Annotated in this window: 22 protein-coding genes; 7 read left to right on the top strand and 15 right to left on the bottom strand. The window is 73.3% G+C overall.

The window, feature by feature from the left end; genetic code table 11:
• The first annotated feature begins 78 nt into the window (after window positions 1-78).
• The 5 genes from ACTVZO_RS36770 to ACTVZO_RS36750 are packed head-to-tail and all read left to right on the top strand — an operon-like array spanning window position 79 to window position 7,562.
• Window positions 79-1,347 (top strand): phenylacetate--CoA ligase family protein, encoded by a 1,269-nt coding sequence (locus ACTVZO_RS36770; RefSeq protein WP_443302475.1) that lies wholly within the window; start codon window positions 79-81, stop codon window positions 1,345-1,347.
• On the top strand, window positions 1,344-2,672 hold the full coding sequence (locus ACTVZO_RS36765; protein ID WP_443302474.1) for an MFS transporter: 1,329 nt from the start codon (window positions 1,344-1,346) through the stop codon (window positions 2,670-2,672). The genes ACTVZO_RS36770 and ACTVZO_RS36765 overlap by 4 nt, the downstream gene beginning before the upstream one ends.
• Entirely contained in the window at window positions 2,669-3,814 is a 1,146-nt protein-coding gene (locus ACTVZO_RS36760) for a GNAT family N-acetyltransferase (RefSeq protein ID WP_443302473.1), read from the top strand. Before ACTVZO_RS36765 ends, ACTVZO_RS36760 begins: the two co-directional genes overlap by 4 nt.
• Before the next feature lie 23 nt (window positions 3,815-3,837).
• A complete protein-coding gene (locus ACTVZO_RS36755) occupies window positions 3,838-4,986 on the top strand; it encodes a LuxE/PaaK family acyltransferase (protein WP_443303385.1) in 1,149 nt (382 codons plus the stop codon).
• Window positions 4,983-7,562 (top strand): acyl-CoA reductase, encoded by a 2,580-nt coding sequence (locus tag ACTVZO_RS36750; RefSeq protein ID WP_443302472.1) that lies wholly within the window; start codon window positions 4,983-4,985, stop codon window positions 7,560-7,562. The genes ACTVZO_RS36755 and ACTVZO_RS36750 overlap by 4 nt, the downstream gene beginning before the upstream one ends.
• 66 nt (window positions 7,563-7,628) lie before the next feature.
• Here ACTVZO_RS36750 and ACTVZO_RS36745 read toward each other — a convergent pair whose 3' ends face one another.
• The 15 genes from ACTVZO_RS36745 to ACTVZO_RS36675 form a co-directional block, all read right to left on the bottom strand.
• The gene (locus ACTVZO_RS36745; RefSeq protein ID WP_443302471.1) at window positions 7,629-8,075 is read right to left on the bottom strand and encodes a hypothetical protein; all 447 of its coding nucleotides are present in this window, start codon (window positions 8,073-8,075) and stop codon (window positions 7,629-7,631) included.
• A 91-nt stretch (window positions 8,076-8,166) separates the two neighbouring features.
• Window positions 8,167-8,742, bottom strand: coding sequence for a TetR/AcrR family transcriptional regulator (locus ACTVZO_RS36740; RefSeq protein WP_443302469.1), 576 nt, complete (start codon window positions 8,740-8,742; stop codon window positions 8,167-8,169).
• Window positions 8,743-8,861: 119 nt separating this feature from the next.
• Complete coding sequence (locus tag ACTVZO_RS36735; protein WP_443302468.1) at window positions 8,862-9,710, bottom strand: NmrA family NAD(P)-binding protein; 849 nt, start codon at window positions 9,708-9,710, stop codon at window positions 8,862-8,864.
• 151 nt (window positions 9,711-9,861) lie between these two features.
• Window positions 9,862-9,975 carry an NPCBM/NEW2 domain-containing protein gene (locus tag ACTVZO_RS36730; RefSeq protein WP_443302467.1) on the bottom strand — a complete coding sequence of 38 codons (114 nt, stop codon included), beginning with the start codon at window positions 9,973-9,975 and terminating at the stop codon, window positions 9,862-9,864.
• A gap of 634 nt (window positions 9,976-10,609) precedes the next feature.
• Complete coding sequence (locus ACTVZO_RS36725) at window positions 10,610-11,737, bottom strand: LLM class flavin-dependent oxidoreductase (RefSeq protein ID WP_443302466.1); 1,128 nt, start codon at window positions 11,735-11,737, stop codon at window positions 10,610-10,612.
• A 12-nt stretch (window positions 11,738-11,749) separates the two neighbouring features.
• On the bottom strand, window positions 11,750-13,117 hold the full coding sequence (locus ACTVZO_RS36720; RefSeq protein WP_443302465.1) for an NtaA/DmoA family FMN-dependent monooxygenase: 1,368 nt from the start codon (window positions 13,115-13,117) through the stop codon (window positions 11,750-11,752).
• A gap of 23 nt (window positions 13,118-13,140) precedes the next feature.
• Window positions 13,141-14,370, bottom strand: a complete 1,230-nt coding sequence (locus ACTVZO_RS36715; protein ID WP_443303384.1) for an LLM class flavin-dependent oxidoreductase — start codon at window positions 14,368-14,370, stop codon at window positions 13,141-13,143.
• A 161-nt stretch (window positions 14,371-14,531) separates the two neighbouring features.
• On the bottom strand, window positions 14,532-15,302 hold the full coding sequence (locus tag ACTVZO_RS36710; protein WP_443302464.1) for a GNAT family N-acetyltransferase: 771 nt from the start codon (window positions 15,300-15,302) through the stop codon (window positions 14,532-14,534).
• Window positions 15,303-15,345: 43 nt separating this feature from the next.
• Window positions 15,346-16,362: an ABC transporter substrate-binding protein gene (locus tag ACTVZO_RS36705; RefSeq protein WP_443302463.1), complete on the bottom strand. Its 1,017-nt coding sequence runs from the start codon at window positions 16,360-16,362 to the stop codon at window positions 15,346-15,348.
• 72 nt (window positions 16,363-16,434) lie between these two features.
• The gene (locus ACTVZO_RS36700) at window positions 16,435-17,217 is read right to left on the bottom strand and encodes an amino acid ABC transporter ATP-binding protein (RefSeq protein ID WP_443302462.1); all 783 of its coding nucleotides are present in this window, start codon (window positions 17,215-17,217) and stop codon (window positions 16,435-16,437) included.
• Complete coding sequence (locus tag ACTVZO_RS36695; protein ID WP_443302461.1) at window positions 17,214-18,197, bottom strand: amino acid ABC transporter permease; 984 nt, start codon at window positions 18,195-18,197, stop codon at window positions 17,214-17,216. The genes ACTVZO_RS36700 and ACTVZO_RS36695 overlap by 4 nt, the downstream gene beginning before the upstream one ends.
• 211 nt (window positions 18,198-18,408) lie before the next feature.
• On the bottom strand, window positions 18,409-19,518 hold the full coding sequence (locus tag ACTVZO_RS36690) for an aryl-sulfate sulfotransferase (RefSeq protein WP_443302460.1): 1,110 nt from the start codon (window positions 19,516-19,518) through the stop codon (window positions 18,409-18,411).
• A gap of 27 nt (window positions 19,519-19,545) precedes the next feature.
• Complete coding sequence (locus ACTVZO_RS36685) at window positions 19,546-20,541, bottom strand: ABC transporter substrate-binding protein (RefSeq protein WP_443302459.1); 996 nt, start codon at window positions 20,539-20,541, stop codon at window positions 19,546-19,548.
• Window positions 20,542-20,593: 52 nt separating this feature from the next.
• On the bottom strand, window positions 20,594-21,310 hold the full coding sequence (locus tag ACTVZO_RS36680; protein ID WP_443302458.1) for an ABC transporter ATP-binding protein: 717 nt from the start codon (window positions 21,308-21,310) through the stop codon (window positions 20,594-20,596).
• On the bottom strand, window positions 21,307-22,086 hold the full coding sequence (locus ACTVZO_RS36675) for an ABC transporter permease (RefSeq protein WP_443302457.1): 780 nt from the start codon (window positions 22,084-22,086) through the stop codon (window positions 21,307-21,309). The genes ACTVZO_RS36680 and ACTVZO_RS36675 overlap by 4 nt, the downstream gene beginning before the upstream one ends.
• 141 nt (window positions 22,087-22,227) lie before the next feature.
• Between ACTVZO_RS36675 and ACTVZO_RS36670 the strand changes: the two genes are divergently transcribed.
• Together ACTVZO_RS36670 and ACTVZO_RS36665 are read left to right on the top strand one after the other, a co-directional pair.
• On the top strand, window positions 22,228-22,797 hold the full coding sequence (locus ACTVZO_RS36670; protein ID WP_443302456.1) for a helix-turn-helix domain-containing protein: 570 nt from the start codon (window positions 22,228-22,230) through the stop codon (window positions 22,795-22,797).
• 63 nt (window positions 22,798-22,860) lie between these two features.
• Complete coding sequence (locus tag ACTVZO_RS36665) at window positions 22,861-23,409, top strand: rhodanese-like domain-containing protein (RefSeq protein ID WP_443302455.1); 549 nt, start codon at window positions 22,861-22,863, stop codon at window positions 23,407-23,409.
• The last annotated feature ends 118 nt before the right edge of the window (window positions 23,410-23,527 follow it).

Below are 23,527 nucleotides of genomic sequence, written 5' to 3'. Positions count from 1 at the left end.
TCGCCGCGCCCCGCCGGGACTCCTGCCCCGTTCCCGTTCTCGTTCCCGTCCCCATTCCCGTCACCTAGGCAAAGGCCCATGTCCGCCCAGCAACTCTCGGACCTCATACGTTTCGCCCGGCACAACTCACCCTTCTACCAGGACCTCTACGCACCCCTGCCACCGCACACAGACCGGCTCACCGACCTGCCGGTGGTCGACCAGCAGGCGTTCTGGGCGGCCAACTCCCTGCACGGCAGCCGCGTGTTGACCGGGCCGCTCAGCGAGGCCACGGTCTACAAGACCGGCGGCACCACCGGGTCGCCCAAGTTCTCCGTCTACACACGCGACGAGTGGCGCACCTTCGTCACCGCCTTCGGCCAGGGACTCGTGGACACGGGCCTGCGCCCGGGGCACCGCGTCGCCGACCTGTTCTACGCCGGTGAGCTGTACGCCAGCTTCCTCTTCGTCCTCGACTCCCTCGCCCACGCCCCCGTGGACAACGTCCGCCTGCCCATCGGCGGCGCCGCGCCGCCGGAGTCGACCCTGCCCACGCTGCGCGACCTCTCGGCCCAGGTCCTGGCCGGTACGACCACCACCCTGTGCCGGCTCGCCGAACAGACCCTCTCCTCGGCCGTCCGGCTCGACTCGGTGGAGCTGCTCCTCTTCGGCGGCGAGGCCCTCTTCGACGACCAACGGCGCCTGCTGACCACCGCGTTCCCCCGCGCCGAGGTGCGTTCCGTCGGATACGCCAGCGTCGACGCCGGCCTGCTCGGCCGGCCCGTGCCGGGCCCCGACGCGCGGGTGCACCGGGCCTTCACCCCGTACTCGCTCGTCGAGATCCTCGACGACTCCACCGACGAGCCCGTCACCGAACCGGGGCGGCCCGGCCGGGTCGTGGTCACCAGCCTCTTCCGGCGCCTGATGCCGATCATCCGGTACCCCGCGGGTGACCGGGCCGAGTGGACCGGCACCGGTCACGGCCACTTCAGGATCCTCGGCCGCGCCGAGGAGGGCGTACGGGTGGGCCCCGTCTCCCTCTACACCCAGGACGCCCAGGACGCCGTGGCGGCGGCCGACACCGCCGGGCAGGTGGCCGGCATGCAGCTCGTCGTCCGCCGCTGGGACGGCCGCGACGGGCTCGTCCTGCGGCTGGCGGCGGCCCCCGGCAGGGCCGCGGATGGCCGGGAGGCGCTGGCCAGCGCCGTGGTCCGGGAGTTGGAGACCGTACGGCCGCTGTATCCGGACAGCGTGCGCGCCGGGTTCGTGCACCCCATGTCCGTGGAGTGGGCGCGCCACCGCGACCTCGCCGTCAACCCGCGCTCGGGCAAGCTCGTCCGGGTCCTCGACGAGAGGCCGACCGCATGACCTCCGCTCCCGTCGAGACGCGTAGGACCGAAGCCGAAGCCGAAGCCGGCGCCGAGCCCGACGGCCGGCGCACTCCGCTCGTCCTGCGCAACCGCGCCTTCGGCGCCGTCTGGCTCGGCCAGGTCCTGACCCAGGCCGCCGTGCGCATGTTCCAGGTCGGCGTGTCCTGGTGGATCGTCGCCTACGCCGTCCACGACGCCCGCGGTCTGGCTTCCGGGGTGTTCATGGCGGCCTGCACCCTGCCCGCCGTGGTGCTGGCGCCCGTCGTGGCCGGGGCCGTCGCCCGGTTCGCGCACCGCTCGGTGCTGCGGACCTCCGCCACCGCGGCCGGGGGCGCTTCGGCCGCCCTCGCGGTGTGGGCGTACGGCGGCGGGCCGCCGCTCGCCACCGTGTACGCCGCCGGACTGGCCCTGGCGACCTGCCAGGCGTTCTTCGACCCGTGCCTGACCACGTCGGTGCCCGAGCTGGTCGACGACGCCGACATCGAGACGGCCACCGGTTTCGAGCTGTCCACCCAGTCCCTGGCGGGGCTCGGCGGGGCGCTGCTCGGCGCCCTCACCGTCGACCGGGCGGGCGTGGCCGGGCTGGCCGCCGGCTGCGCGGCCGCCTACCTCGCCGCCGCCCTGCTCGTCGCGAGCGCCCGCTTCCGCACCGCCTCGACCAACCCGACCACCCCGACCACCGGCTGCGCCCCGGCCGCGGCCGGCCCACAGCGGCGCACGCTCCGCCGCATCCTCGGCGAACTCCCCTACGTGCGGCGGATCCTGGTCTGCTTCGCCGCGGCGAACCTCTTCACCGCCGCCGTGTTCGTCGTCATCCCCCTCTACACCCGCTCGGTCCTCCAGGGCGGCGGCGGCACGGTGGCCCTGCTGGAGGCCTCCCTGGGCACCGGTGCGCTCGTAGGCGCCTTCACCGGCACCCGCGTGCCGGGGCGGCCCACGGTCGCCGGTGCCTGCTGTCTGGGTCTCATGGCCCTCGCCCTGGCGGTGCCCGGGCTGATCGCGGACCGCCCGGTCGTCGCGGGCTGCCTGGCCGTGGCCGGCTGGTGTGCCGGGGCCGTCAGCGTCCGCTTCGTGGCCCTCTTCCAGCGGCTGGTGCCCACGGCCGACAAGCCCGGCTTCTTCGCGGTGATGCAGGCCGTACTGGGCGCCTCCCTGCCGGTGGCCTCGCTGGTGTTCGGCACCGCCGGAGACTTCCTGTCGCCCCGGACGCTGTGCCTGGTGCAGGGGATCGGCCTGGTCCCGGCCGCCTGCGCGCTGGCCCTGCTCCGCTCCCCCGCCGCGGCTTGGGCCCGGCCCGCGGAACCCTCGGGGGGCGCCCGGTGAAACCCGTCATCACCCCGGCCACCAGCGCGGACATCGCCGAACTGCGCCAGCTGTACTACGCGGTCTACGGGCCGCACTACCCGGTGGCCCTGGGCACCGACCCGGCCGAGATGGCCCGGCTCATGGCGGACCCGCACTCGCTGTGGCTCGTCGGCCGCTGCGCCTCCACCGGCGCCCTGACCGCGTCCGCCGCCATCCACGGCGAGCCGGGCAGCCGCATCGGCCGCCTGGAGGGCATCGCCGTCCATCCCGGGCACCGCTCGGCGGGCCTGGCCGCCGCCCTGACCGAGGCGCTGTGCGCCGGGATGCTGGACACGGGGCGGCTGGACTCGGTGTACGCGACCGTACGCACCGTCAGCGCGGGTCCGCAGCGGGTCGTCGCGCGCAACGGCTTCCGCCCGCTGGGCATCCTGCCCAACGCGGTGGATCTCCGCAGCCGCGAAAGCCTCGCGCTCTACGCGCGTCACTCCGCGGGCGTGCTCGACCGCCGGATCCCCGTCACCGAAGTGCCCGCCCCGCTCCTGCCGTTGCTGCGCGCGGCCGGAGCCGCGCTCGGCATCGGCTACCCCGGGGTCCTGGCCGCCACCGGCCCGCTCCCGGCGCCCGCGCCGCAAGGGGCCGCCGAACGGCTGGAGATGATCGAGGCTCCCGCCTTCGTGCGCCGCCGGTTCCGCGAGCGGTTCCCCGGCGCCGGGGGCTGGTTCTACCCGCTGCACACCCCGAACGTGCTGCTCACCCCCGAGGACGGCCGGTTCGAGGTCTACGCCTACCTCAACCGGGCCGGCGGGTACGGCTGCCTGCTGACCGCCCACCCCGACCCGGCCGCGGCGGCCGCGTACCTGGAACCCGTCACGCGCGCCCTGGCCCGCGCCGGCGCCGGCTACGTCGAGGCCCTGGTGCCGCTCGCCCACCACGAGGCCCTCTCGGCCTTCCTGGCCCAGGGGTTCGTCGCGGGGGCCCTGTACCCGGCGATGCGCGCGGACGGCGACGGCTTCCACGACTACGCCGTGCTGTCCCGTTCCAGCGAGCGCGTCGACTTCCGCGGCGTCGCCGTCGAACCGCCGCTCCAGCCCTATCTGGACTGCTACGTGTCGGCCTGGGCGTCGACGCACCTGCCCACATCATCCGAGGTTGCCCCATGAGCCCCCTGACCCCCGTACACCCCCTGAACCCCCATCTCGCGCCGGTCGCCGTACCCGACCCGGCCCTCCTGCCGCACGTACAACAGCTGTGCGACCTGACCGACCCGTACGCGTTCGGCCCCGCGCAGGACGAGCTGTTCGCCGCCGCCATGGCGGAGACCAACGCCTGGCACGCCGAACGCTCCCCGTTCTTCCGCTCCCTGTACGAGGCAGCTCCCCCGGCGGAGCCGTACCGCGCACCGCTCGTCCACGCGAACTTCTTCAAACGGCACGAGGTGCTCTCCATCCCGCGCGAGGACGTCCGGCTGCACCTGACCTCCTCCGGCACCACCGGCCAGAAGTCGCAGATGTTCTTCGACGAGTGGACCATCCGCTCCGCCCAGCGGATGGTCGCCCGGATCTTCGAGCGCAACGGCTGGATCACCCCCGGCCAGGAGGTCAACTATCTCCTGTACAGCTACGAGCCCTCACCGTCGCTGAACCTCGGGACCGCCTTCACCGACAACTACCTGTGCGATTTCGCCCCGGCGCGCAGTGTCGAGTACGCGCTGCGCAACACCGGCGGCGACCACGAGTTCGACCCCTTCGGCTGCGTCGCCGCGCTGCGCCGCTTCGAGCGGGAGGACGCTCCGGTCCGCATCCTCGGCTTCCCGGCCTTCCTCTTCTTCACGCTGGAGCGGATGCGGGCCATGGGGCTGCCTCCGCTGCGGCTGCCGGAGGGCTCCCTCGTCGTCCTCGGCGGCGGCTGGAAGGGGCACGCCGACCGGCGGATCGAGAAGGAAGAGCTGTACGCGCGCGTCACCGAGCAGCTCGGCATCCCCGGTGGGCGGATCCGGGACACCTTCGGGTCGGTGGAGCACTGCGTCCCGTACATCGAGTGCGACCACCACCGGCTGCACGCGCCCGTCTGGTCCCGGGTGACGATCCGCTCCACCCGCACGCTGGAGCCCCTGCCGTACGGCGAGCGGGGCTATCTGCACCTGGTGTCGCCGTACATCACCTCGGTGCCGGCGCAGAGCGTGGTCATGGGCGACCTCGCCTCCCTCCAGCCGGGCGACGGCTGCGGGTGCGAGCTCCGTACCCCCTGGTTCACCGTCCACGGCCGTGCCGGGGTGAGCCGCAACCGCAGCTGCGCGGTGGCCGCAGCGGAACTGATGAAGGGCATGGCGTGACCGTGACGGAGACCAAGGCCGCGACCGAGGCCGCGTACGCGCAGGACAGCGACGGCCCGGGGGCCGCGCACCACTACTGGCAGGGCGCCTTCGTCGGCGACGAGGAGGCCGGGCGCCGTCTCGCGGACCTGCCCGCCGCCGTCGAGGCGGCGCTGGCCGAGGGGCTGGAGACCGAGACGGTCCTGGCCGCCTGCGAAGCCCTCGCCACCGCCCTGCGCGATCCGGCCCACCCCGTGCACGCCCGGCTCGCCCCGCACCTGCCCGAGGGCGAGGACCCGGCCGTCCTGGCGGAGCTCGGCGGACTCCTCGGGCGGCGGGAGCTCACCCGCAAGCTGCGCCGCGAGCTCGGCAGCGCTACCCCGGGCCGGCTGAACCGGGCCGATCCGCGCGAGACGGTGTACGAGGCGTGGGCCCCCGTCGGCATGGTCGCCCACATCGCCCCGGGCAACGCCGCGACCGTCGCACCGCTGAGCATCGTCGAGGGCCTGCTCGCCGGAAACGTCAACGTGCTCAAGACCAGCAGCGCGGACACCCTCCTCACACAGCACCTGATGGCCGAGCTCGCCACCCTGGACCCGAGCGGCGCACTGGCGGCGCGGATCGTCGTGCTGCGCTTCCCGTCGTCACGGCAGGAGTGGCTGAGCCTGATGTGCGCGCCCGCGGACGCCGTCGCCGTGTGGGGCGGGGAAGGGGCCGTCGAAGGGGTGGCGGCCCATGTGCCGGCGGGCTGCCGGCTGGTGGAGTGGGGGCACCGGATCTCGTTCGCGTACCTGACGGGTGACGCGTGGTCGGACGCCGGCACGCTCGACGCCCTCGCGGACGACGTGTGCCTGCACGAGCAGCAGGCGTGTTCCAGCCCGCAGGTGGTCTACCTCGACACCGGGGACGAAGCCGTGGTGTTCGCGTTCGCCGAGCGTTTCGCCGCCGTCCTCGCCGCCCGTCCGCCCGCGGTGGCCGGCGCCGCGTCGGGCGGCGCGGACGAGCCGGATCCCGCCGAGGCGGCCGAGCTGACCACGGCCGAGCTGGTGGCCCGGCTGGAGGAACACCTGGGGCTGACGAGGGTGTTCGCCGCGCCGGACGGTTCGTGGCGGGTGATGGCCGACACCCGGTCGGCGCTGACCGCCTCACCGCTGCACCGCAGCGTGTGGGTCAAGCCGCTGCCGCGCGAGCGGCTGGTCGCCACCCTGCGCCCGATGCGCCGCTACCTCCAGACGGCGGGCCTCGCGGGCAGCCGGACCGACATCGCCGAGCTGTCCCGCACCGCCCTGGCGGCGGGCGTCACGCGCGTCACGCCGGTCGGCTCGATGCTGGACGGCTACACGGGCGAACCGCACGACGGCGTCTACGCCCTGCAGCGCTACAGCCGCCGCGTCGCGGTCCGGGCCGACCCGGCCCGCTTCGCCACCACCGCCTGCCTGGACGACCTGGCCCGGCCCGTGGTCCTGCCGCGGCCCGCGGGCCCGCTGCTGGGCAAGGAGCAGGTGCAGGAGCGTGGTTCGCGGGTGGCGCGGGCCGATGCCGAGCTGTACTTCCGCAGCGGCGGCAGCACCGGCGTGCCCGCGCTGTCGGTCTTCAGTTACGACGACTACGACACCCAGATGCACGCCGCCGCCCGCGGACTGCTCGCCGCCGGCTACGACCCGGTCGGGGACCGCACCGCCAACCTGTTCTACTGCGGCGGCATGTACGGCAGTTTCATCAGCTTCTTCTCCGTGCTGGAACGGCTCGGCGGGGTGCAGCTGCCGCTGTCCGCGGGGCCCGACCACCGCGCCACGGCGCAGGCCCTGATCGGCCACGGGGCGGACACCCTCTTCGGGATGCCGTCGTACCTGTGGCAGCTGCTGCACGCGGAGGCGGACGCGCTGCGGGCGTACGGAGGGCTGCGCAAGATCTTCTACGGGGGTGAGCACTTCACGCAGGAGCAGCAGCGCACCCTGAAGGACGCGTTCGGCATCGAGGCGGTCCGCTCGATCACCTACGGCAGCACCGACCTCGGCCCGCTGGGCTTCCAGTGCACCGAGAGCTCCGGCGGCGTCCACCACCTGCACGCCGACCTGCACACCATGGAGATCGTGGACCTGGCTGAGGACCGGCCGGTGGCCCCGGGCGAGACGGGCCGGCTGGTGTTCAGCACGCACGCCCGGCGCGGCCAGCACCTGGGCCGGTACGTGATCGGCGACCTCGGCCGGGAGGTCCCGGGCCGCTGCCCCTGCGGCCGTACGGCGCCCCGCTTCGAGCTGAGGGGACGTACCGGTGACGTGATGCGGGTGGCGACGCACTTCCTCAACCACCGCCGCTTCCTGGCCCTGGCCGAGGAACAGGGCGGCCACCGTGGTGAGTTGCAGATCCGGCTCGACGGTACGGACGCACGCGAGCGGCTGACCGTACGGGTGGAGCGGGGTGCGGCGACGGACGCCGCGCGGCTGAGGTCGGTCTTCCTGTCCGGCTACCCGGAGCTCCGCTCGGCGGTCGCGGAGCGGCTGCTGGACCTGGTGGTCGAGGCGGTCGACGGCGCGGCGCTCGACCGCAGCGCGACGAGCGGCAAGCTCCTGGCCGTGGTGGACGCACGCGGTTAGACGGCGGCCGGGCGAGGGGCGAGCCGGCTTGGCCCGGCCCCCCGTCCGGCGGCGGCCGTCAGCCGGTCACTTGGACTCCAGGTCACTCTTGATCATGGCCATGGCGGAGGCCAGCCGGCTGAGGCCCTTCTGTACCTCGCGGATGCCCGCGCCGGTCTGCAGCTCGTCGTTCTTGCCGGCTCCGGTGACGCATTCGTCGCCTCCGTGCTCGAAGGCCGTCAGGGCCTCCGTCCAGAAGTCCTTCGCCTTGTCGCTCGGCACGGGGTCGAGCTTCTTGGCCTTCGCCACCGCTGCCACGAGCTCCTCGCAGGCGGTGCGCTGGACGTCCGTCGTGCGCAGACTCACCTCGTTGACCCGGCCCGAGGTGTCGGCCAGCGCCTTCATGCTGCGCTCGCCCCCCGACGACCACCAGTCCTCCAGCTTCTCGGCCTGGGTCGAACTGCACCCGGTGAGCAGCGCCCCGGCGGCCACGGCCGTGGCCGCGACGGTGAGCAAGCGGATACGCACACGCATGGAACCCCCCTTGTACGGTCGTGCCGATGCTGTCAGGAACCACCGGACCGGGCAGGGCAAACGCCGGAACTCCGGTTCCTCCCGGCGTGGTTCACTCGGCGCCGAGGACGTTGTCGATGTACGCCGCGAGCGAGGCCCGCAGACCGGCGGGGTCCGTCCCCTGCCCGTCGATCAGGTGGGCCACGAGGTCGGCCCGGATGGCGGCCAGCAGGGCGTGGGCGGTGAAGTCCGCGTCGTGGACGGCGGGCAGTTCCTCGAGTGCGGTACGGAGGATGCCGTGCCACCAGCCGTAGTGCTCGGCCCGGTAGGGGCTGCTGAGCCCGGCGTCCTCCGCGGCGGACATCAGGTTCCGGTTCTCGATCTTGAAGCGCAGCGAGGTGTCGAGGAGGTTCAGCACCCGCTGCCGGGGCGAGGACCCGGCCGCGTCCTGTGCCTCCCGCACGGCCTGGTGGAGGGGTTCGAGGCGGGAGGCGATCACGGCGCCGATCAGCCCGGCGCGGTCGCCGAAGCGGCGGAAGAGAGTGCCCTTGCCGACGCCCGCCGCCGCGGCGATCTCGTCCATCGACACGCTCTGGGGGCTGCTGCTGGCGGCGAAGAGCGCGTCGGCCGCGGCCAGTACGGCTTCCCGGTTGCGCAGGGCGTCCGCGCGTTCCGTGCGCTGAGCCACAGGTCCTCCTTGGCGGCCTCGGGCGGCCGGTCCGTCCCGGACCGGGCTTGTGCTGTCGAACCGTTCGACGGTACGCGCTGCCACCCTACGGGGGTGCCCGGGGCGGGCGTGGCCGCCGGTCAGCGCACTGCGGCAAGTTCCCGTTCGGCGAAGGCGCGGAAGGTGTGCGGCGGGCGGCCGGTGATGCGCCGGACGGTGTCCGTGGTGCGGTCCTCGGCGCCGTCGGCGATGGCTCGGTCCATGCCGGCCAGCAGGGTGGCGAACGCCGGCGGGATCTCGGCCGCCCAGCGGTCGCGCAGCTCCTCGAAGGTCACGTGCCGGTGCACGACGGGCCGGCCGGTGACCTCGGCGATGATCGCGGCGGCGTCGTCGTAGCTCAGCGTTTCGGGCCCGGTCAGGATCAGGTCGGTGCCGGGGGCCCGTTCGTCGGTCAGGGCGCGCACGGCGACGCCCGCGATGTCCTGTGCGTCGACGAAGCCGACGCGGCCGTCCCCGGTGGCGGTCCGGATGGCGCCCTCGTCGCGGATGCTGCGGGCGTGCGGGGCGGCTCCGGCGAAGTTCTGCATGAACCACGAGGGCCGCAGCACCGCCCACTGCTCGAACAGGCCGGGCAGGGCCTGGTGGACCTGCCCCACCGCCGGGCCGCCGGAGGGGATCGCCGAAGAACCGAGCAGCACCGCCCGCACCACGCCCGCCGCACGGGCCTGGCGGAGGAAGGGGAGCATGACGGCGGCCGGGTCGGAGGATCCGATGGGCGGGACCAGGTACACGCGGTCGGCCCCGTCCAGGGCCGCACCCCAGGTCGCGGGCTCGTGCCAGTCGAAGCGGACGGCTTCGGCGCCGGGCACCGGGGTGGCGGTGCGACCGCCCGCCTTGACCCGGCGGCCTTCGGACACGAGGCCCGCGGTGACGCGGCGGCCGGTGGTGCCGGTGGCTCCGATGACCAGGGTGGCCTGGAGGTCGCTCATCGCCCGACTCCCGCGAAGCCGTGCCAGGGGGTTGTCATGTTCGAGCCTTCCGTTCCCATAAACGGACCGTCGGTCCGTATGGCCGAAGCATACGGACCGGCGGTCCGGTTAGCAAGGAGGCCACCAGCGGTCCCCTGCGGCCCTCTCCCGCTCAGCGCACGGTCACCCGGGCCAGGGCCCAGGAGGTGTGGTCGAACGCCGTGGCGGCGTTGGCGTCCTCGACGGCCAGGTGCAGCAGTTCGACCCCTCGTACGTCGACGTCCACCTGTACGGGACAGCCCGCTCCGGTCAGCGTGGCGCCGACCGGCCAGCGGGTCCTCGCCGGTCGCGGTGGTCGCCCGGACCTGCCAGCCCGCCGGGGCGCGCAGCGTGAGGAGTGCGCGGGTCCAGGGCTTGCCCGACCCGTTACCCAGAGTGCCGGTGACCGTGAAGGGCCTGCCCGGCTGGGCGGACGTCTGGACCTGCCACCGGGGGTCGGGCAGCGCGTGGTCCCTGACGGGCGCGAACCGCAGGGCCTTCCAGTCGTCCTTGCGCACGGCCTCGGCGAGCCAGGTGGCTCGGCCACCGTCCTGGGCGTTGGCACGGCTGGTGACGCCGCGTTCGTCCCGGTACCAGTACAGGTGGTCGTGGCGTGCGGCGTCCGGGCCGCCGGCGAGCAGCGGGGCGGCCGGCAGTCCGTCGATGTCCGTGGGTGCCGGTGCGCCGCCGAGGTCCGAGAGGGTGGGCAGCACATCGGTGAGCGGGGTGGGCCGGTCGTTGGTGCCCGGCGAGGAAGTGGCGGCGGGTGGGCATCGGGGGCTCCTCGGCTCTCGCGGATGGAGTTCGATCATGCGGAGAGCAGTGCCCCGATGACCATGCACACGGGATGAGGAGCGTGTGACAACGGCTCGGGCGGTGCGTCAGCGGCGCTGCCACTCCTCGGCCAGCAGGCGGTAGGAGCGGACCCGGTCCGCGTGGTCGTGGGTGATGGTGGTGATCACCAACTCGTCTGCTCCGGTCGCCTCTTGGAGCCGTTCCAGGTGATCGGCGACGGTCCGTGGCGAGCCGGCGAACTGGGTTTCCACCCGGTCGGCGACGAGTGCGCGGTCCGCCTCCGTCCAGGGCAGGGCGCGCGCCTCGTCGGGTGTGGGAAAGGGGATGGCGCCCTCGGCGGTACGGATGCTGCGCACCCACGGCGCGTATCCGGTGGCCAGTTCGCGGGCGGTCTCGTCGTCCTGGGCGACGACGACGTCGGCGGACACCGTCACGTACGGCCGGTCCAGCTCGGCGGACGGCTTGAAGGCGGCGCGGTAGCCCTCCGCCGCCTCCAGTACGGAGGCGGGGCTGACGTGGTAGTTCGCCGCGAACCGCAGCCCGTTGCGGCCCGCGGTCTCCGCGCTGACCCCGCCGCTGCTGCCCAGGATCCACACCTGTACGTCGGCCCCCTCGCCCGGGACGGCGTGCGCCTCCAGGCCCTCCGGGGAGCGGTAGTCGCCCCGGAGCAGTGCGAGGACGTCGTCGACCTGCTCGGCGTAGTCCTGCGGCTGGGCGCCGGGCAGGTTCAGCAGCCTGCGCTGGAGCGCGGTCCGGGGATGGCCCAGCAGGTGCTCGAAGGAGAACCGCGGCGGGATGCGCAGCCCGTTCGGGGTGTATCCGTCCACGACGGGGACGCCGGGCGGCGCCGGCTCGCCGGAGCGCGGCTGCGGCCGGCCGGCCGAGCGGCCCAGGCCCAGGTCCAGGCGTCCGGGGTGCAGCGCGTCGATCAGGCCGAACTCCTCGACCGTGGACAGTGCGGTGCGGTGCCCTAGCTGCACGGCGCCGGAGCCGAGCCGGATGGTCGAGGTCGCGGAGGCCGTCAGTGCGAGGACGACCGCCGGGGAGGTTCCGGCGACCCCCGGATTGAGGTGGTGCTCGGCGAACCAGTAGCGGGCGTAGCCGAACGCCTCCGTCTGCCGGGCGAGGTCGATGCTGTGGTGGAGGGCCTCGGCGGCGCTGGAGCCGGACGGGACCGGGACGAGGTCGAGGACCCCGAGGGGGATGCCGGACATGCGGGGCTCTCCTTACAGGTCGGGGCGGGCGGGCTCGGGCACGCAGAGTCCGAGGTGGTCGCGCAGGGTGGTGCCCGCGTACTCGGTGCGGAAGACGCCGCGCTCCTGGAGCAGCGGGACGACGGTGTCCGCGAATCCGTCCAGGCCGCCCGGCGTGATGTGCGGGACGAGGATGAACCCGTCGGCCGCGTCGGCCTGCACCAGGCCGTTGATCGAGTCGGCGACCGTGGCGGCGGAGCCGACGAAGGTCTGGCTGGAGGTGGTGGCGATGACGAGTTCGCGGATCGAGAGCTTCTTGGCCTCGGCGAGCTCGCGCCACTGGCGGACGGTGTCGAGCGGGTCGCGGAACTGGCGGACGCTGGCCCGGCCGAGGGCGATGGTGTTCTCCCCGACGACCGGGTCGACGGCGGGCAGCGGGCCGTCCGGGTCGTAGGCGGACAGGTCCCGGTTCCAGACGTGTTCCAGGTACTTGACCGCGGTCTGTCCGCTGACCTGGAGGCGGCGTACCTCGTGCGCGGTCTCGTGGGCCTCGGCGTCGGTGTCGCCGAGTACGAAGGTGGCCGCGGGCAGGATCTTCAGCTGGTCCGGGGTCCGCCCGTACGCGGGGAGGCGGCGCTTGACGTCGGCGTAGAACGCGCGGCCCTCGTCGAGCGTCCCGTACCGGCCGAAGATCGCGTCGGCGCCGGCGGCGGCGAACTCACGGCCCTCGTCGGAGTCCCCCGCCTGGAAGACCACGGGTCGGCCCTGCGGGCTGCGCGGCACGTTGAAGTGCCCTTCGATGTCGAAGTGCCGCCCCTGGTGGGCGAAGGCCCCGGCCCGCGGGTCCCGCAGGAACACGCCCGACACGGGATCGGCGAGGACCTCGGAGCCGTCCCACGAGTCGAACAGCTCCGTCGCGGTGGCCAGGAACTCCCGCGCACGGGAGTAGCGCTCCTCGCGCGGCAGGAAGCCGCCGCGCCGGAAGTTCTCGCCGGTGAAGGCGTCCCAGGAGGTGACGACGTTCCAGGCGGCCCGGCCCTCGGACAGGTGGTCCAGCGAGGCGAACTGGCGGGCCACCTCGTAGGGTTCGTTGAAGGTCGAGTTGATCGTTCCGGTCAGCCCGAGGCGTTCGGTGACGGCCGCCAGGGCCGCGAGCACGGTGAAGGTGTCGGGACGGCCGACCACGTCCAAGTCGTATATTTTTCCGCCCTGTTCGCGCAGTCGCAGCCCCTCGGCAAGGAAGAGGAAGTCGAACTTGGCGCGTTCGGCGGTCCGCGCGAAGTGGACGAACGAGTCGAAGTCGATGTGGCTGCCGGCGGCCGGATCGCTCCACACGGTGGTGTTGTTGACGCCGGGGAAGTGGGCCGCGAGATGGATCTGCTTGAGCGGCTTGCTGCTCATGGTGGGTCCTTCCGGGTCCGGGATCAGGCGGCGTAGCGGCCGGCGGGGCGTTCCAGGCCCAGCAGTCCGCGCAGGGTGTCCGCCTCGTAGGCGCGGCGGAACACCCCGCGCCGCTGGAGCTCCGGCACCAGCCCCCGGGTGATCGCGGGCAGGTCGTGGGCGAGTGCGCCCGGCCGCAGCCGGAAGCCCGACAGTCCGGCCGTCCGCCAGTCCTGGAGCAGGTCCGCCAGGTGCGCGGAGGTCCCGGTGAAGATCGCCGCGTCGCCTGAGTACGGGGCGCCCGCGAGCGCGTCGAGACGTTCCTTTCGCGCTGCGGCCGCCGGGGCGTCCTCGTCCAGGAAGACGGTGAGGTCCGCGAAGAGGTGCAGCGGCTGCGCCTGCCCGGCGGTCCCGGCCGACGCTCGGGCCCGGCGGATCTCCCCGGCCGCGGCGCGGACCCCGTCGGCGTCGGGCGCGGCGATGTACCCGACATCCGCGGACCGGGCGACGAGGCCGTACGCGGCGCTGCCGTCGCCGGGGGCACCGGCGGCGTACGCCGCGGTGACGAGGGGCTGCCCCTGCGGTGGGCGGGGGGTGATCGACGGTCCTCTGACGCTGAAGTGACGGCCTTCGAAGTCGATGTAGTGCAGCTTGTCGCGGTCGACGAACCGGCCCGTGGACACGTCCCGGATCTCGGCGTCGTCGTCCCAGCTGTCCCACAGCCGCCGGATCACCTCGACGTGGTCGGCGGCCTCCTCATGGGCCTCGGCATCGGGGAGCGGGACCGCCCGGCGCCCGAAGTGCCGTGCCTCGTATGGCAGCGGGGACACCTGGACGCGCAGCCCCGCACGGCCGCGGCTGACGTGGTCGAGGGTGGCGATGGCCTTGGATATGTGGAAGGGCTCGGTGTGGGTGGCGGTCACGGTGGGGACCAGGCCGATGTGCCGGGTCAGCGGTGCGACGCGGGCGGCCGTCAGGACCGCGTCCAGCCTCCCCCGGACCTGGTCGGTGCGCCCGTCGGGCCCTTCCGCCGAGGACGACTGGACGGAGAGGGCGTCCTCGAAGGTGACGAAGTCGAGCAGTCCGGCTTCGGCCTCGGCCACGGCGGCGGCCCAGTGCCGGGCCGTGAACAGCTCGCCGGGCCGCGCCTCCGGCTCGCGCCAGGCGGCGGGGTGCCAGCCCGCGCCGTCGAGGGCGACGGCGAGGTGCAGCGGCCCGGAAGACGCCGATGTGAATGCGGATTCGGATTCGGATTCGGATTCGGACGGGAATATGGGCACGTCGGATTACGCCTTCCTGATCGGCCGTACGAAAAGGAGGCCGATGTGCGTCGGGAAAACATGGGGGCGCAGGAGAGGGGGCGGGGAAGAGAGCCGTCGCCGATGTCTCCAAGAAACGCTACGCCCGATAGCGGTGCCATACAAGGACCGAAATATTAAGAGCAGTTGGCAGCCGTATTGCCCGGCGCCCGGACCGCCAGGAAGGACGGACGGGTGCGCACGGTGAAGCCGATCGACTCGTACAGCCGGACCGCCGTCGTGTTGCTCGCCGCGGTGTGCAGGAACGGGACGTCGCCGCGCTCCCGGATGCCCGCGGCCACGGCCCGGACCAGCCGCGTGGCCAGTCCCCTGCCCTGGTGGCCGGGGTGGGTGCACACGGCGCTGATCTCGGTCCAGCCGGGCGGCCTCAGCCGCTCGCCGGCCATCGCGATCAGCCGCCCCCGGTGCCGGATGCCGAGGTACGTGCCCAGCTCGACGGTGCGGGCGAGGAACGGACCGGGCCTGGTGAGCTCGATCAGAGCGAGGATCTCGGGTACGTCGCGGGGGCCGAGCCGGACCGCCTCGGGAGCGGGTTCGGCGCGCAGCGAGGTGTCGACCAGCTGGACGCCCTGGATCGACGCCACGGTCTCCCAACCGCCCGGCGGGGTCAGCGCGCCCGTGAGACCGGTGGTCCCGCCGTCGCCGACCAGCGCGTGCAGCTCGGCCCAGGCGTCCGGGTCGGCCGGGTCCGCGAGGCCGGCGAAGGGCGAGACGTCCGACGGATAGCGGGCGGCGCGCGGGGTCCGCAGTCCCGTCCCGGTTCGGGCCGCCCGCTCGGCCCAGGAGGCGTGCGCATCGCCGGACAGCGAGGCCCAGGCGGGGTTGTCGAGGATGTGCGGGGCCACCACGGTGCGCGTACTCGGACCGGAAGTGGTGTTCGTGCTCATGGGGCGATCTCTCCGTCCGTGGCGCGGCCCGGGGGCCGGGGATTCAGGAGTTGGTCACCGGCAGGCCCGGCGGGTCGACCTCCGAGGCGGTGACGGCCTCGTTCGACAGGTTCCAGGCCTCGAGCAGCCGCGCGTACTGGCCGTTCCCGACCAGGTGGTTGATCGCCTCCGCCACCGGCTTGGCGAGCCCGCTGTCCTTCTTCGCGGTCGCGGCGATCAGGCCCTGGAGCGACTCGCCGGCACCGGAGAAGGCGCCCGCGTTGCGGGTCGGCGCGTTGCTGCTCGCCGTCTGGGTGATGTGGTACGCGATGGACGGGTTCGGGCCGAAGCTGAGGTCGATCCTCTTGCCGCTCAGGGCCAGGTAGGTGCTGTTGGCGTCGGGGAAGTACTTGACGGTGACGTCCTTGCCCTCGGCCTGGAGCTTCTTCTGCCACTCCAGCAGGATCTTCTCCTGATTGGTGCCCGAGCTGACCGCGACCGTCCTGCCCGCCAGGCTGCGGTAGTCGCCGCCGAAGTTCCAGGGGTTGTCCTTCAGCGTCTCGAAGGCCAGGTTGTCCTGCCGGTAGGAGGCGAACTCGTACTTCTTCTTGCGCTCCTCCGTGACGGTGACGTTCGTGAAGGCCACGTCCACCTTGCCGCTGTCGATGCCGACGAAGAGGTTCTCCCAGGTGGAGTTCTTCACGACCGGCTTGAGCCCGAGCGCGGCGGCCACCAGCCGGCCCAGGTCGGGCTCCGCCCCGGTCAGGGTCTTCTGGTCGGTGCCGACGTACGCCAGCGGCGGGAAGCCGGCGGGCAGCGCGCCCACGCCGATGACGAGCTCGCCGCGGTCGCGGACGGCGGCGGGCAGCTGCGCCCGCAGGGCTTCCACGGCGGGGACGGCCAGCTCGGTCTGGCGGGCGGCGCCGTTGGACACGGCGCCGACGGTGACCGTGCCGCCGCCCGCCCCGCCCGCCCCGGCATCGCCGCCGCACGCGGTGAGGCCGGAGGCGAGCGCGGCGGTGGCGGTGGCGGCTCCGATACCGCGGACGAGTCTGGTGCGCAGGGAGCGTGGGCGTCGCATGGGGTTCCCTTTCGGGTCGGGAAGGGCAGCGTCGGTGTGCGGTGGGGGCTTCGGGTGTGGCGCGCGGCCGGGTCAGAGCACCTTGCTCAGGAACTCGCGCGTGCGGGCGTGGGCGGGCCGGTCCAGCACCTGCCCGGGCGGCCCCTGTTCGACGATGCGGCCGTCGTCGAGGAAGACGACCTCGTCGGCGACCTCGCGGGCGAATCCGATCTCGTGCGTGACGATGACGAGCGTGGTGCCGCCGGTGGCCAGGTCCTTGATCACGGACAGCACCTCGCCGACGAGTTCGGGGTCGAGCGCGGAGGTGGGTTCGTCGAAGAGTATGACGCCGGGCCGCAGCGCGAGGGCGCGGGCGATGGCCACGCGCTGCTGCTGGCCTCCGGACAGCTGCCGCGGGTAGGCGCCCGTCCGGTCGCCGAGCCCGACGCGCTCCAGGAGTTCGCGCGCCCGGGCCCTGGCCTGCGGCCGTTGCAGTCTGCCGGTGGCGACCGGGGCCGCCGCGACGTTGTCCAGCACCGTCAGGTGCGGGAAGAGGTTGAAGTTCTGGAAGACGAAGCCGATCCGCCCGCGCTGGGCGAGGATCGCGCGCTGGCTCAGCTCCTTCAGCCGGCCGCCGTGCCGCTGTACGCCGATCAGCTCGCCGCCCACGCTGACGTATCCGGACTCGGGCTTCTCCAGGTGGTTGATGACCCTCAGCAGGGTGGACTTGCCGGAGCCGGAGGGTCCGAGGACCGCGGTGACGGTGCCCGGCCGGAGAGTGAGGCTCACCCCGGCCAGCACCTGCTGCCGGCCGTACCACTTGTGCACGTCGTGGACCTCGATCGCGGCGGCCCGCGTGCGGGTGGCGGTGGTCATCGCGCCGTCTCCTTCCGGAAGCGGTCCCGCAGTTCGCGCAGGCCCGTCCGGGCCCGCTGCAGGGGGGTGGGCGGCACGGTGCGCAGCGCGCCGCGGGCGTGGTGGCGCTCGACGTAGAACTGGACGACCGAGAGGACGCTGGTGAGGACCACGTACCAGAAGGTGGCCACCATCAGCAGCGGCACCACGTCGCCGGAGTAGGTGCTGCCGAGGCTCTGCACGGTGCCGAACAGGTCGAGCAGCGATACGTAGAAGACCAGCGAGGTGGCCTTGACCAGACCGACCAGCTGGTTGACGTAGGCGGGGACGATGGAGCGCAGCGCCTGGGGAAAGACGATCCGGGCGAACTGGTACCGCTTGGGCAGTCCCAGCGCGGCCGCCGCCTCGTGCTGGCCCTGGTCGACGGAGAGCAGCCCCGCCCGGACGACTTCGGCCGCGTACGCCGCTTCGCACAGGCTCAGTCCGACGACCGCCACGACGATGTCGGTGGCCAGCCGTGACTCGTCGAAGGTGAAGAGGGCGGGCCCGAAGGGTACCCCGATGCTCAGGGTGGGGTAGAGGGCGCTGAGGTTGTAGAGGAACAGCAGGACCACGATCAGCGGCACCGAGCGCAGCAGCCAGATGTACGTCCAGCTCACCGACCGCAGTACGGGGTTGGCCGACAGCCTGCCGAGGGCGAGCAGGATGCCGCCCGCAAGGCCCAGGACGGCGCCGTACGCGGCGACTTGGAGGGTGATGAGCAGGCCTTCGAGGATGACCGGGCGGACGAACCAGTACGTGAACCGGTCCCACTGGTAGAAGGGGTTGGTCAGCAGGCCGTGGGCGGCCTGGGAGAGCAGCACCAGCACGATGACGGTGGCGATCCACCGCCCGGGCCGGCGGAGCGGGCGGACCCGCTCCGCCGGCGCCGGAGGTCCGGGAGGTCCCTGCGGTCCGGGAGGTCCGGGAGGCGCGGTGCGGAGGATCGGTTCGGTGGTCAAGGGCACTCCAGCAGCATTCGATGAACCGAAGAATCGAAAAGCAGCCGTCATGCCGGACGGAAGAGGCCGCTGATGTCGTTATCTGCGGCGTAAGCTAGGCAGCCCGGAGAAGGGCTGTCAACGGTCCTGATATCGATATCCGCGGAAGCGTGCGGCATTTTCATCCGCCGTACACACAACGCCTTCCGGTGAAATCAACCGGGCTGTCGTTTCACAACCAGGGGAGCTGTTCGGCGGAGTACCGGTGGGCGCGGAAGACGGAGTTCTGGGCGCCGGCCGAGGACTCCAGTCCCACGCCCTCGCCGAACGACCGGAACTGCGGGACCACGAACTCCCAGACCACGTCCCCGCCGGGGGTCACCTCGAAGAGCCGCCCGAAGGAGCCCTCGGCGATGAAGGTGTTGCCGTTGGGCAGCCGCTGGGCGCTGGACATGTACGGGCTGTAGAAGTTCTGCGGCGGGTTGTCCTCGTACGACCACACCTCCTTGCCCGTGCGCGGGTCGAGCTCCAGCACCCGCGAGTACGGCACGGAAGTGGTGTCGCGGTAGGTCCCGTTGTCGAAGACGAGGATGTTCCCGCCCGCCAGCTCGTGCGGATGGTGCTGCTGCGCCAGGACGTCGGGGCCGATGTGCCAGAGCACGGAGCCGTCGGTGCGGTCGACGGCCACGGCGGAGGACGCGCTGCGGAAGCCCACCACGAGGGAGCCGTCGGCGCGTTCGTTGACGGTGTTGGCCATGGGCCAGTGCTCACGGGCGAAGTGGCGGTCCAGCGGGAACTCCTCGGGGTCGAGGTGGTCGATGGCGGCCCACCGCCACACCTCCTCCCCGTCCCAGGTCAGTTCGTACACCACGTCCCCGTAGATGACCCCGCCCGGTGCTTCGGAGCCGGGGATGCCGCCGCGGATCCGGGCGGCGTCGGCGGGGGCCAGTGGTTCGACGACGGTGATGACGAGGTTCCCGTTGCGCAGCAGCGAGGCGTCGTGGTGGTGGAAGGGGTGTCTGACCTCGCGGATCACCGTGGAGTCGGGGGCCAGTTCCTGGAAGATGCCGCCGTGGTAGACGTCCCAGATGGGGAAGAGGGTCGGACTGGTGGTGTCCTTGGCCGCGTAGAAGAGGTTGCCGCCTGGGAGGAGCTGGGCCTGGCGGCCGGGCGGGTGCGGCGAGTTCCAGGTGTGGACGGGCCGTCCCCCGATGTCGACGAGGTGGATCTCGCCGGCGCTGGTGATGGGCGTGTAGAGGGTGTAGCCGCCGTAACTGCGGGCGGGGTCATGGGCGATGAGGCCGACGCCGCGGCGGCGCAGGGTGTTCTGGTCGACGGTCATGGGGATCTCCTGTTACGTGGGGGGTGGCTAGCGGATGGTGACGGCGGCCGGGTCGACGGCCGTCAGGGGTGCGGGGTGCAGATGCCCCAGCAGCGCCGCGCGGTCGGCGGAGCCGGGCAGGCCCTGGGCGGCCTTCGCCCAGCCGGCCTCCTGCTCCAACTGGGCCAGCAGCTCGGGCGAGAGGGTCGCGCCGTACTCGTAGCGGGGCTGGAAGACGTCGAGGTACGCGGGCTGGAGCGCGCCCTTGGACTGGGCGAGTACGGCCTTGCGCGCGGCGGCCCGGTCGGCGGCGATCTCGCGCTGGGCCTTCAGCAGTGCCCGCAGGACGGCCGTGGTCGTCTCCTCGGTCGCCTCCGGGCCCGCGACGAGCAGGGTCCGGGCCGTGTAGCCGGCGAAGGGGAGCTCGGCGTAGCGCTCGCCCAGGGTGGTGCGGGCGGAGTCGTAGAAGCTGGGGAAGGTGACCCCGGCGTCGATGTCGCCCCGGGCCAGCGCCGAAGTGACCTGGTTCGGTGCGAGGTTGACCACGGTGACGTCCGCGGCCGTCAGCTGGGCGGAGGCGAGCATCCGCGAGAGGGCGTACTCGACGTTCGTGCCCTGCGGGACTCCGACCTTGCGGCCCTTCAGTGCGGCGAAGCCGGTGATCTGCCGGTCGGTGCGGGTCAGCAGGCGCCAGTCGGAGAACCGGGACAGGTCTGCGACGATCCGCAGCTCGCGCCCGCCCAGAGCGGCCGTGACCGCGGGCAGGTCGCCCACGACACCGAGCTGCGCCTGACCGCCGAGTACGGCGTTCAGCGCGTCCCGCCCGCTGGGCTGGGTCGTCACGGTGGCGTCGATGCCCTCGGCGGACCACAGTCCGCGCTCCTGCGCCACGGAGACGGGCGCCCCGCCGAGGTGGTCGGACCCGGCGAGGGAGACGGCGGGGCGGCCGCCGCCCGCCGGGCCGGAGCCGCCGGCGCAGGCCGAGGTGAGCGCGCAGAGCAGGGCCGCCGTCAACAGGGCGGCCACTGCGCGGGGTCTGGGCATGGGGAGTCCTTCCGGGGACGGAGATGCGGGCAGAGGCGGGGAGGGAGGGGTTTCAGCTGGAGCCGAGGTGGCGGGCGATCAGTGAGCGCAGGTCCGGGTCGGGCGCCCCGGCGGGCACGGCGTGGTCGGCCAGCACCCGCCCGGGGGTGCCGCCGAGGACGACGACCCGCTCGGCGAGGGCCAGTGCCTCGTCGATGTCGTGCGTGACGAACAGGACGGTGGTTCCGCGGCGCTGCCACAGCTCCCGCAGCAGGGTCTGCATCCGGGTGCGGGTCAGGGCGTCCAGCGCTCCGAACGGCTCGTCCATCAACAGCACTTCGGGCTCGGCGGCCAGGGCGCGGGCCAGGGCGACGCGTTGCTGCATGCCTCCGGACAGCTGCGCCGGGTACTTCTCGGCGCCGTCCGCGAGCCCCACCTCGGCCAGAGCCGCGAGGGCGCGCCGGCGGCGTTCGGCACGGGGGAGGCCGAGGCTCTTGAGGGCGAACTCGACGTTGCCGCGGGCGGTGCGCCAGGGGAAGAGCGCGTAGTGCTGGAAGACCACGCCCCGGTCCGGGCCGGGACCGCGCACCGGAGCCGAACCCGCCGTCACCCGCCCTTCGGTGGGCCGTACGAACCCGGCCACCAGGCCCAGCACCGTGGACTTGCCGCACCCGCTGGGCCCCAGCAGGGCCGTGAACGAGCCCGCCGGGAGCTCCAGATCGGTGCGCTCCAGCACCGGGGCGGCCCCGTAGCGGACCGACAGCCCCTCCAGTCGTACTCCCAGGCTCATGAGGCGCTCCAGTGCACGAACCGGCGGCCGACCGCGGCCAGTACGAGGTCGACGGCCACGCCGAGCAGTCCGAGCACGAGCAGCCCGGCGAACATCCGGTCCACGCGCAGGAACTGGCCGTCCACCTGGAGCCGGTACGCCAGCCCGCTGTCCGCGCCGCCGAGTTCCGCCGCCACCAGGGCGAGCAGCGCCACCGAGGCCCCGTACCTCAGCGCGGCGAGCAGCGCGGGCGCGGCGGCGGGCAGCAGCACCTCGGTGAACCGCCGGTGCAGCGGCGCTCCCAGTGACCTGGCCGCCCGCAGGTGGGACACCGGCACCCGGGACACCCCGTCGTGGACGTACAGCCAGACGGCGAGCAGTACGGCGTACGCGATGAGCAGGCGCTTGGCCGTCTCCCCGATGCCGAACCAGGCGGTCGCGAGCGGGACCAGCGCGATGGCCGGTATCGGGCGCAGGAAGGAGACCACCGGGGTGACGGCGGCGGACAGTCGCGGCAGATAGCCGGTGGCGAAGCCCAGTGCGCTGCCGAGGAGGGCGCCGAGGGCGAAACCCTGCCCGGCGCGCGCCAGGCTGGCGCCGAGGTCGGCGGCCAGGAGGCCGCTGCGGGCGCTGTCCACGAGCGCGGTCGCGGTCTCGCCCGGCGTGGGCAGCAGCCCCGGGGCCACCGCACCGGACCAGGCGAGCAGGGACCACAGCGCGAGCACGGCACCTGCCGCGCCCAGGGCCGGGCCGAGACGGCTGAGGGCCCGGCCGGGCGGTGAGTGGGTGGCGTGCACGGGGCGGCTCCTCGGTCGGTTCCTCGGTCGTCGATAAGTGAGGTCAATAATTGACCAGGCTTATGACGGGAGTGTTGCGGCAGTGCGAAACCTCTCCGGAGCCCCACGGACGCCGTCCGGTGATGAGGTACGTTCGCCAGCGTGTCTCGACCCGAACCCACCCCGGAGGCGATCGAGGTCGGACGGGTGATCCGGAGCTGCCGCACACAGCGCGGCGTCTCGATGGCCGTCCTCGCCACCCGCTCCGGGCTCTCCCAGCCGTTCGTCAGCCAGCTCGAACGCGGCCTCGCCACGCCCAGCCTCAGCTCGATCTACCGGATCGCGGAAGCGCTGGACGTCACCCCGGGCACCTTCCTGCGGCCGCCCGCGCGACCGGGTGCGGTCAGCCACGAGAGCGACCCGCAGGTGATCCGGGTGAACGAGGCCACCGGGCAGACCGCCCAGGTGCTCATCCCGGGCGGGCGCAGCACGCTGATGGAGGCCTACGAGCACCACTTCGAGCCCGGCCAGGGCGAGCACGGCTGGTTCGAGCACCCCGGCGAGGACTTCCTGTACGTACTGGAGGGCGAGATCGTCCTCGAGGTCGAGGGCGAGGAGCCGCTGACGCTCCGCGCCGGGCAGAGCGCGCACCACCGAGGCGAGGTCCCGCACCGATGTCGCCTGGCGGGCCCGGCCGCCGCACGCACACTGCTGGTCATCGCGAACGCCTAAGGGCTGTCCCGGCTTTCACCGAAGCGGGCCCCGCCTCCCCGACTGCCAAGGATCCGATCCGCCATGAGTGACCCCGTCACCGCACTGAGCGTCAGCGAGGCGCGGTCCCGCCTCCACGAGCTGACCGTCGTCGATGTCCGTACGCCGGCCGAGTTCGCGTCCGGCCACCTGCCGAACGCCGTCAACGTCCCGCTCGACCGCATCGCGCGAGCGCTGCCGGAGCTCCGTCAGGCCGCCGGGCGGGGTCCGCTCCTCCTGGTGTGCGCCTCCGGCGCCCGCTCGGAGAACGCCGCGGGGACCCTGGCTTCCCACGGCCTCTCCGCCGCGACCCTGACCGGCGGCACCACGGCCTGGGCCGCCGGGGGCCACGGGCTCCGGTACCCGGACGGGCGGCCGCGGGCCGTGTGGGCCATGGAGCGCCAGGTCCGCTTCGCCGCGGGCGGCATCGTGCTGCTGGGCCTGGCCCTGGACCAGTTCGTCCATCCGGCGTTCGGACTGCTGTCCGCCGGGATCGCGGCCGGCCTGGTGTTCTCCGCCCTCACCAACACCTGCGGCATGGCGGTCGTACTCGGCCGGCTCCCGTTCAACCAGCGGCGGGGGACGCAGGGCTGACGGAGCACCCCGCCACGCTCGGCGTGGCGGGGTGGCGGGGTGGCGGGATACCGGGGCTCCGGGGTGCTCTCGACCGACCGGGCCCTAGCTATGAAACTGCCGGACGTTGGTTACACAT

It is taken from the genome of Streptomyces sp. IBSNAI002, from assembly GCF_052244475.1.
Classification (GTDB): domain Bacteria; phylum Actinomycetota; class Actinomycetes; order Streptomycetales; family Streptomycetaceae; genus Streptomyces.
The sequence above is the reverse complement of the archived record's forward strand: the minus strand, read 5'-3'. Positions and strand labels throughout refer to the sequence as shown.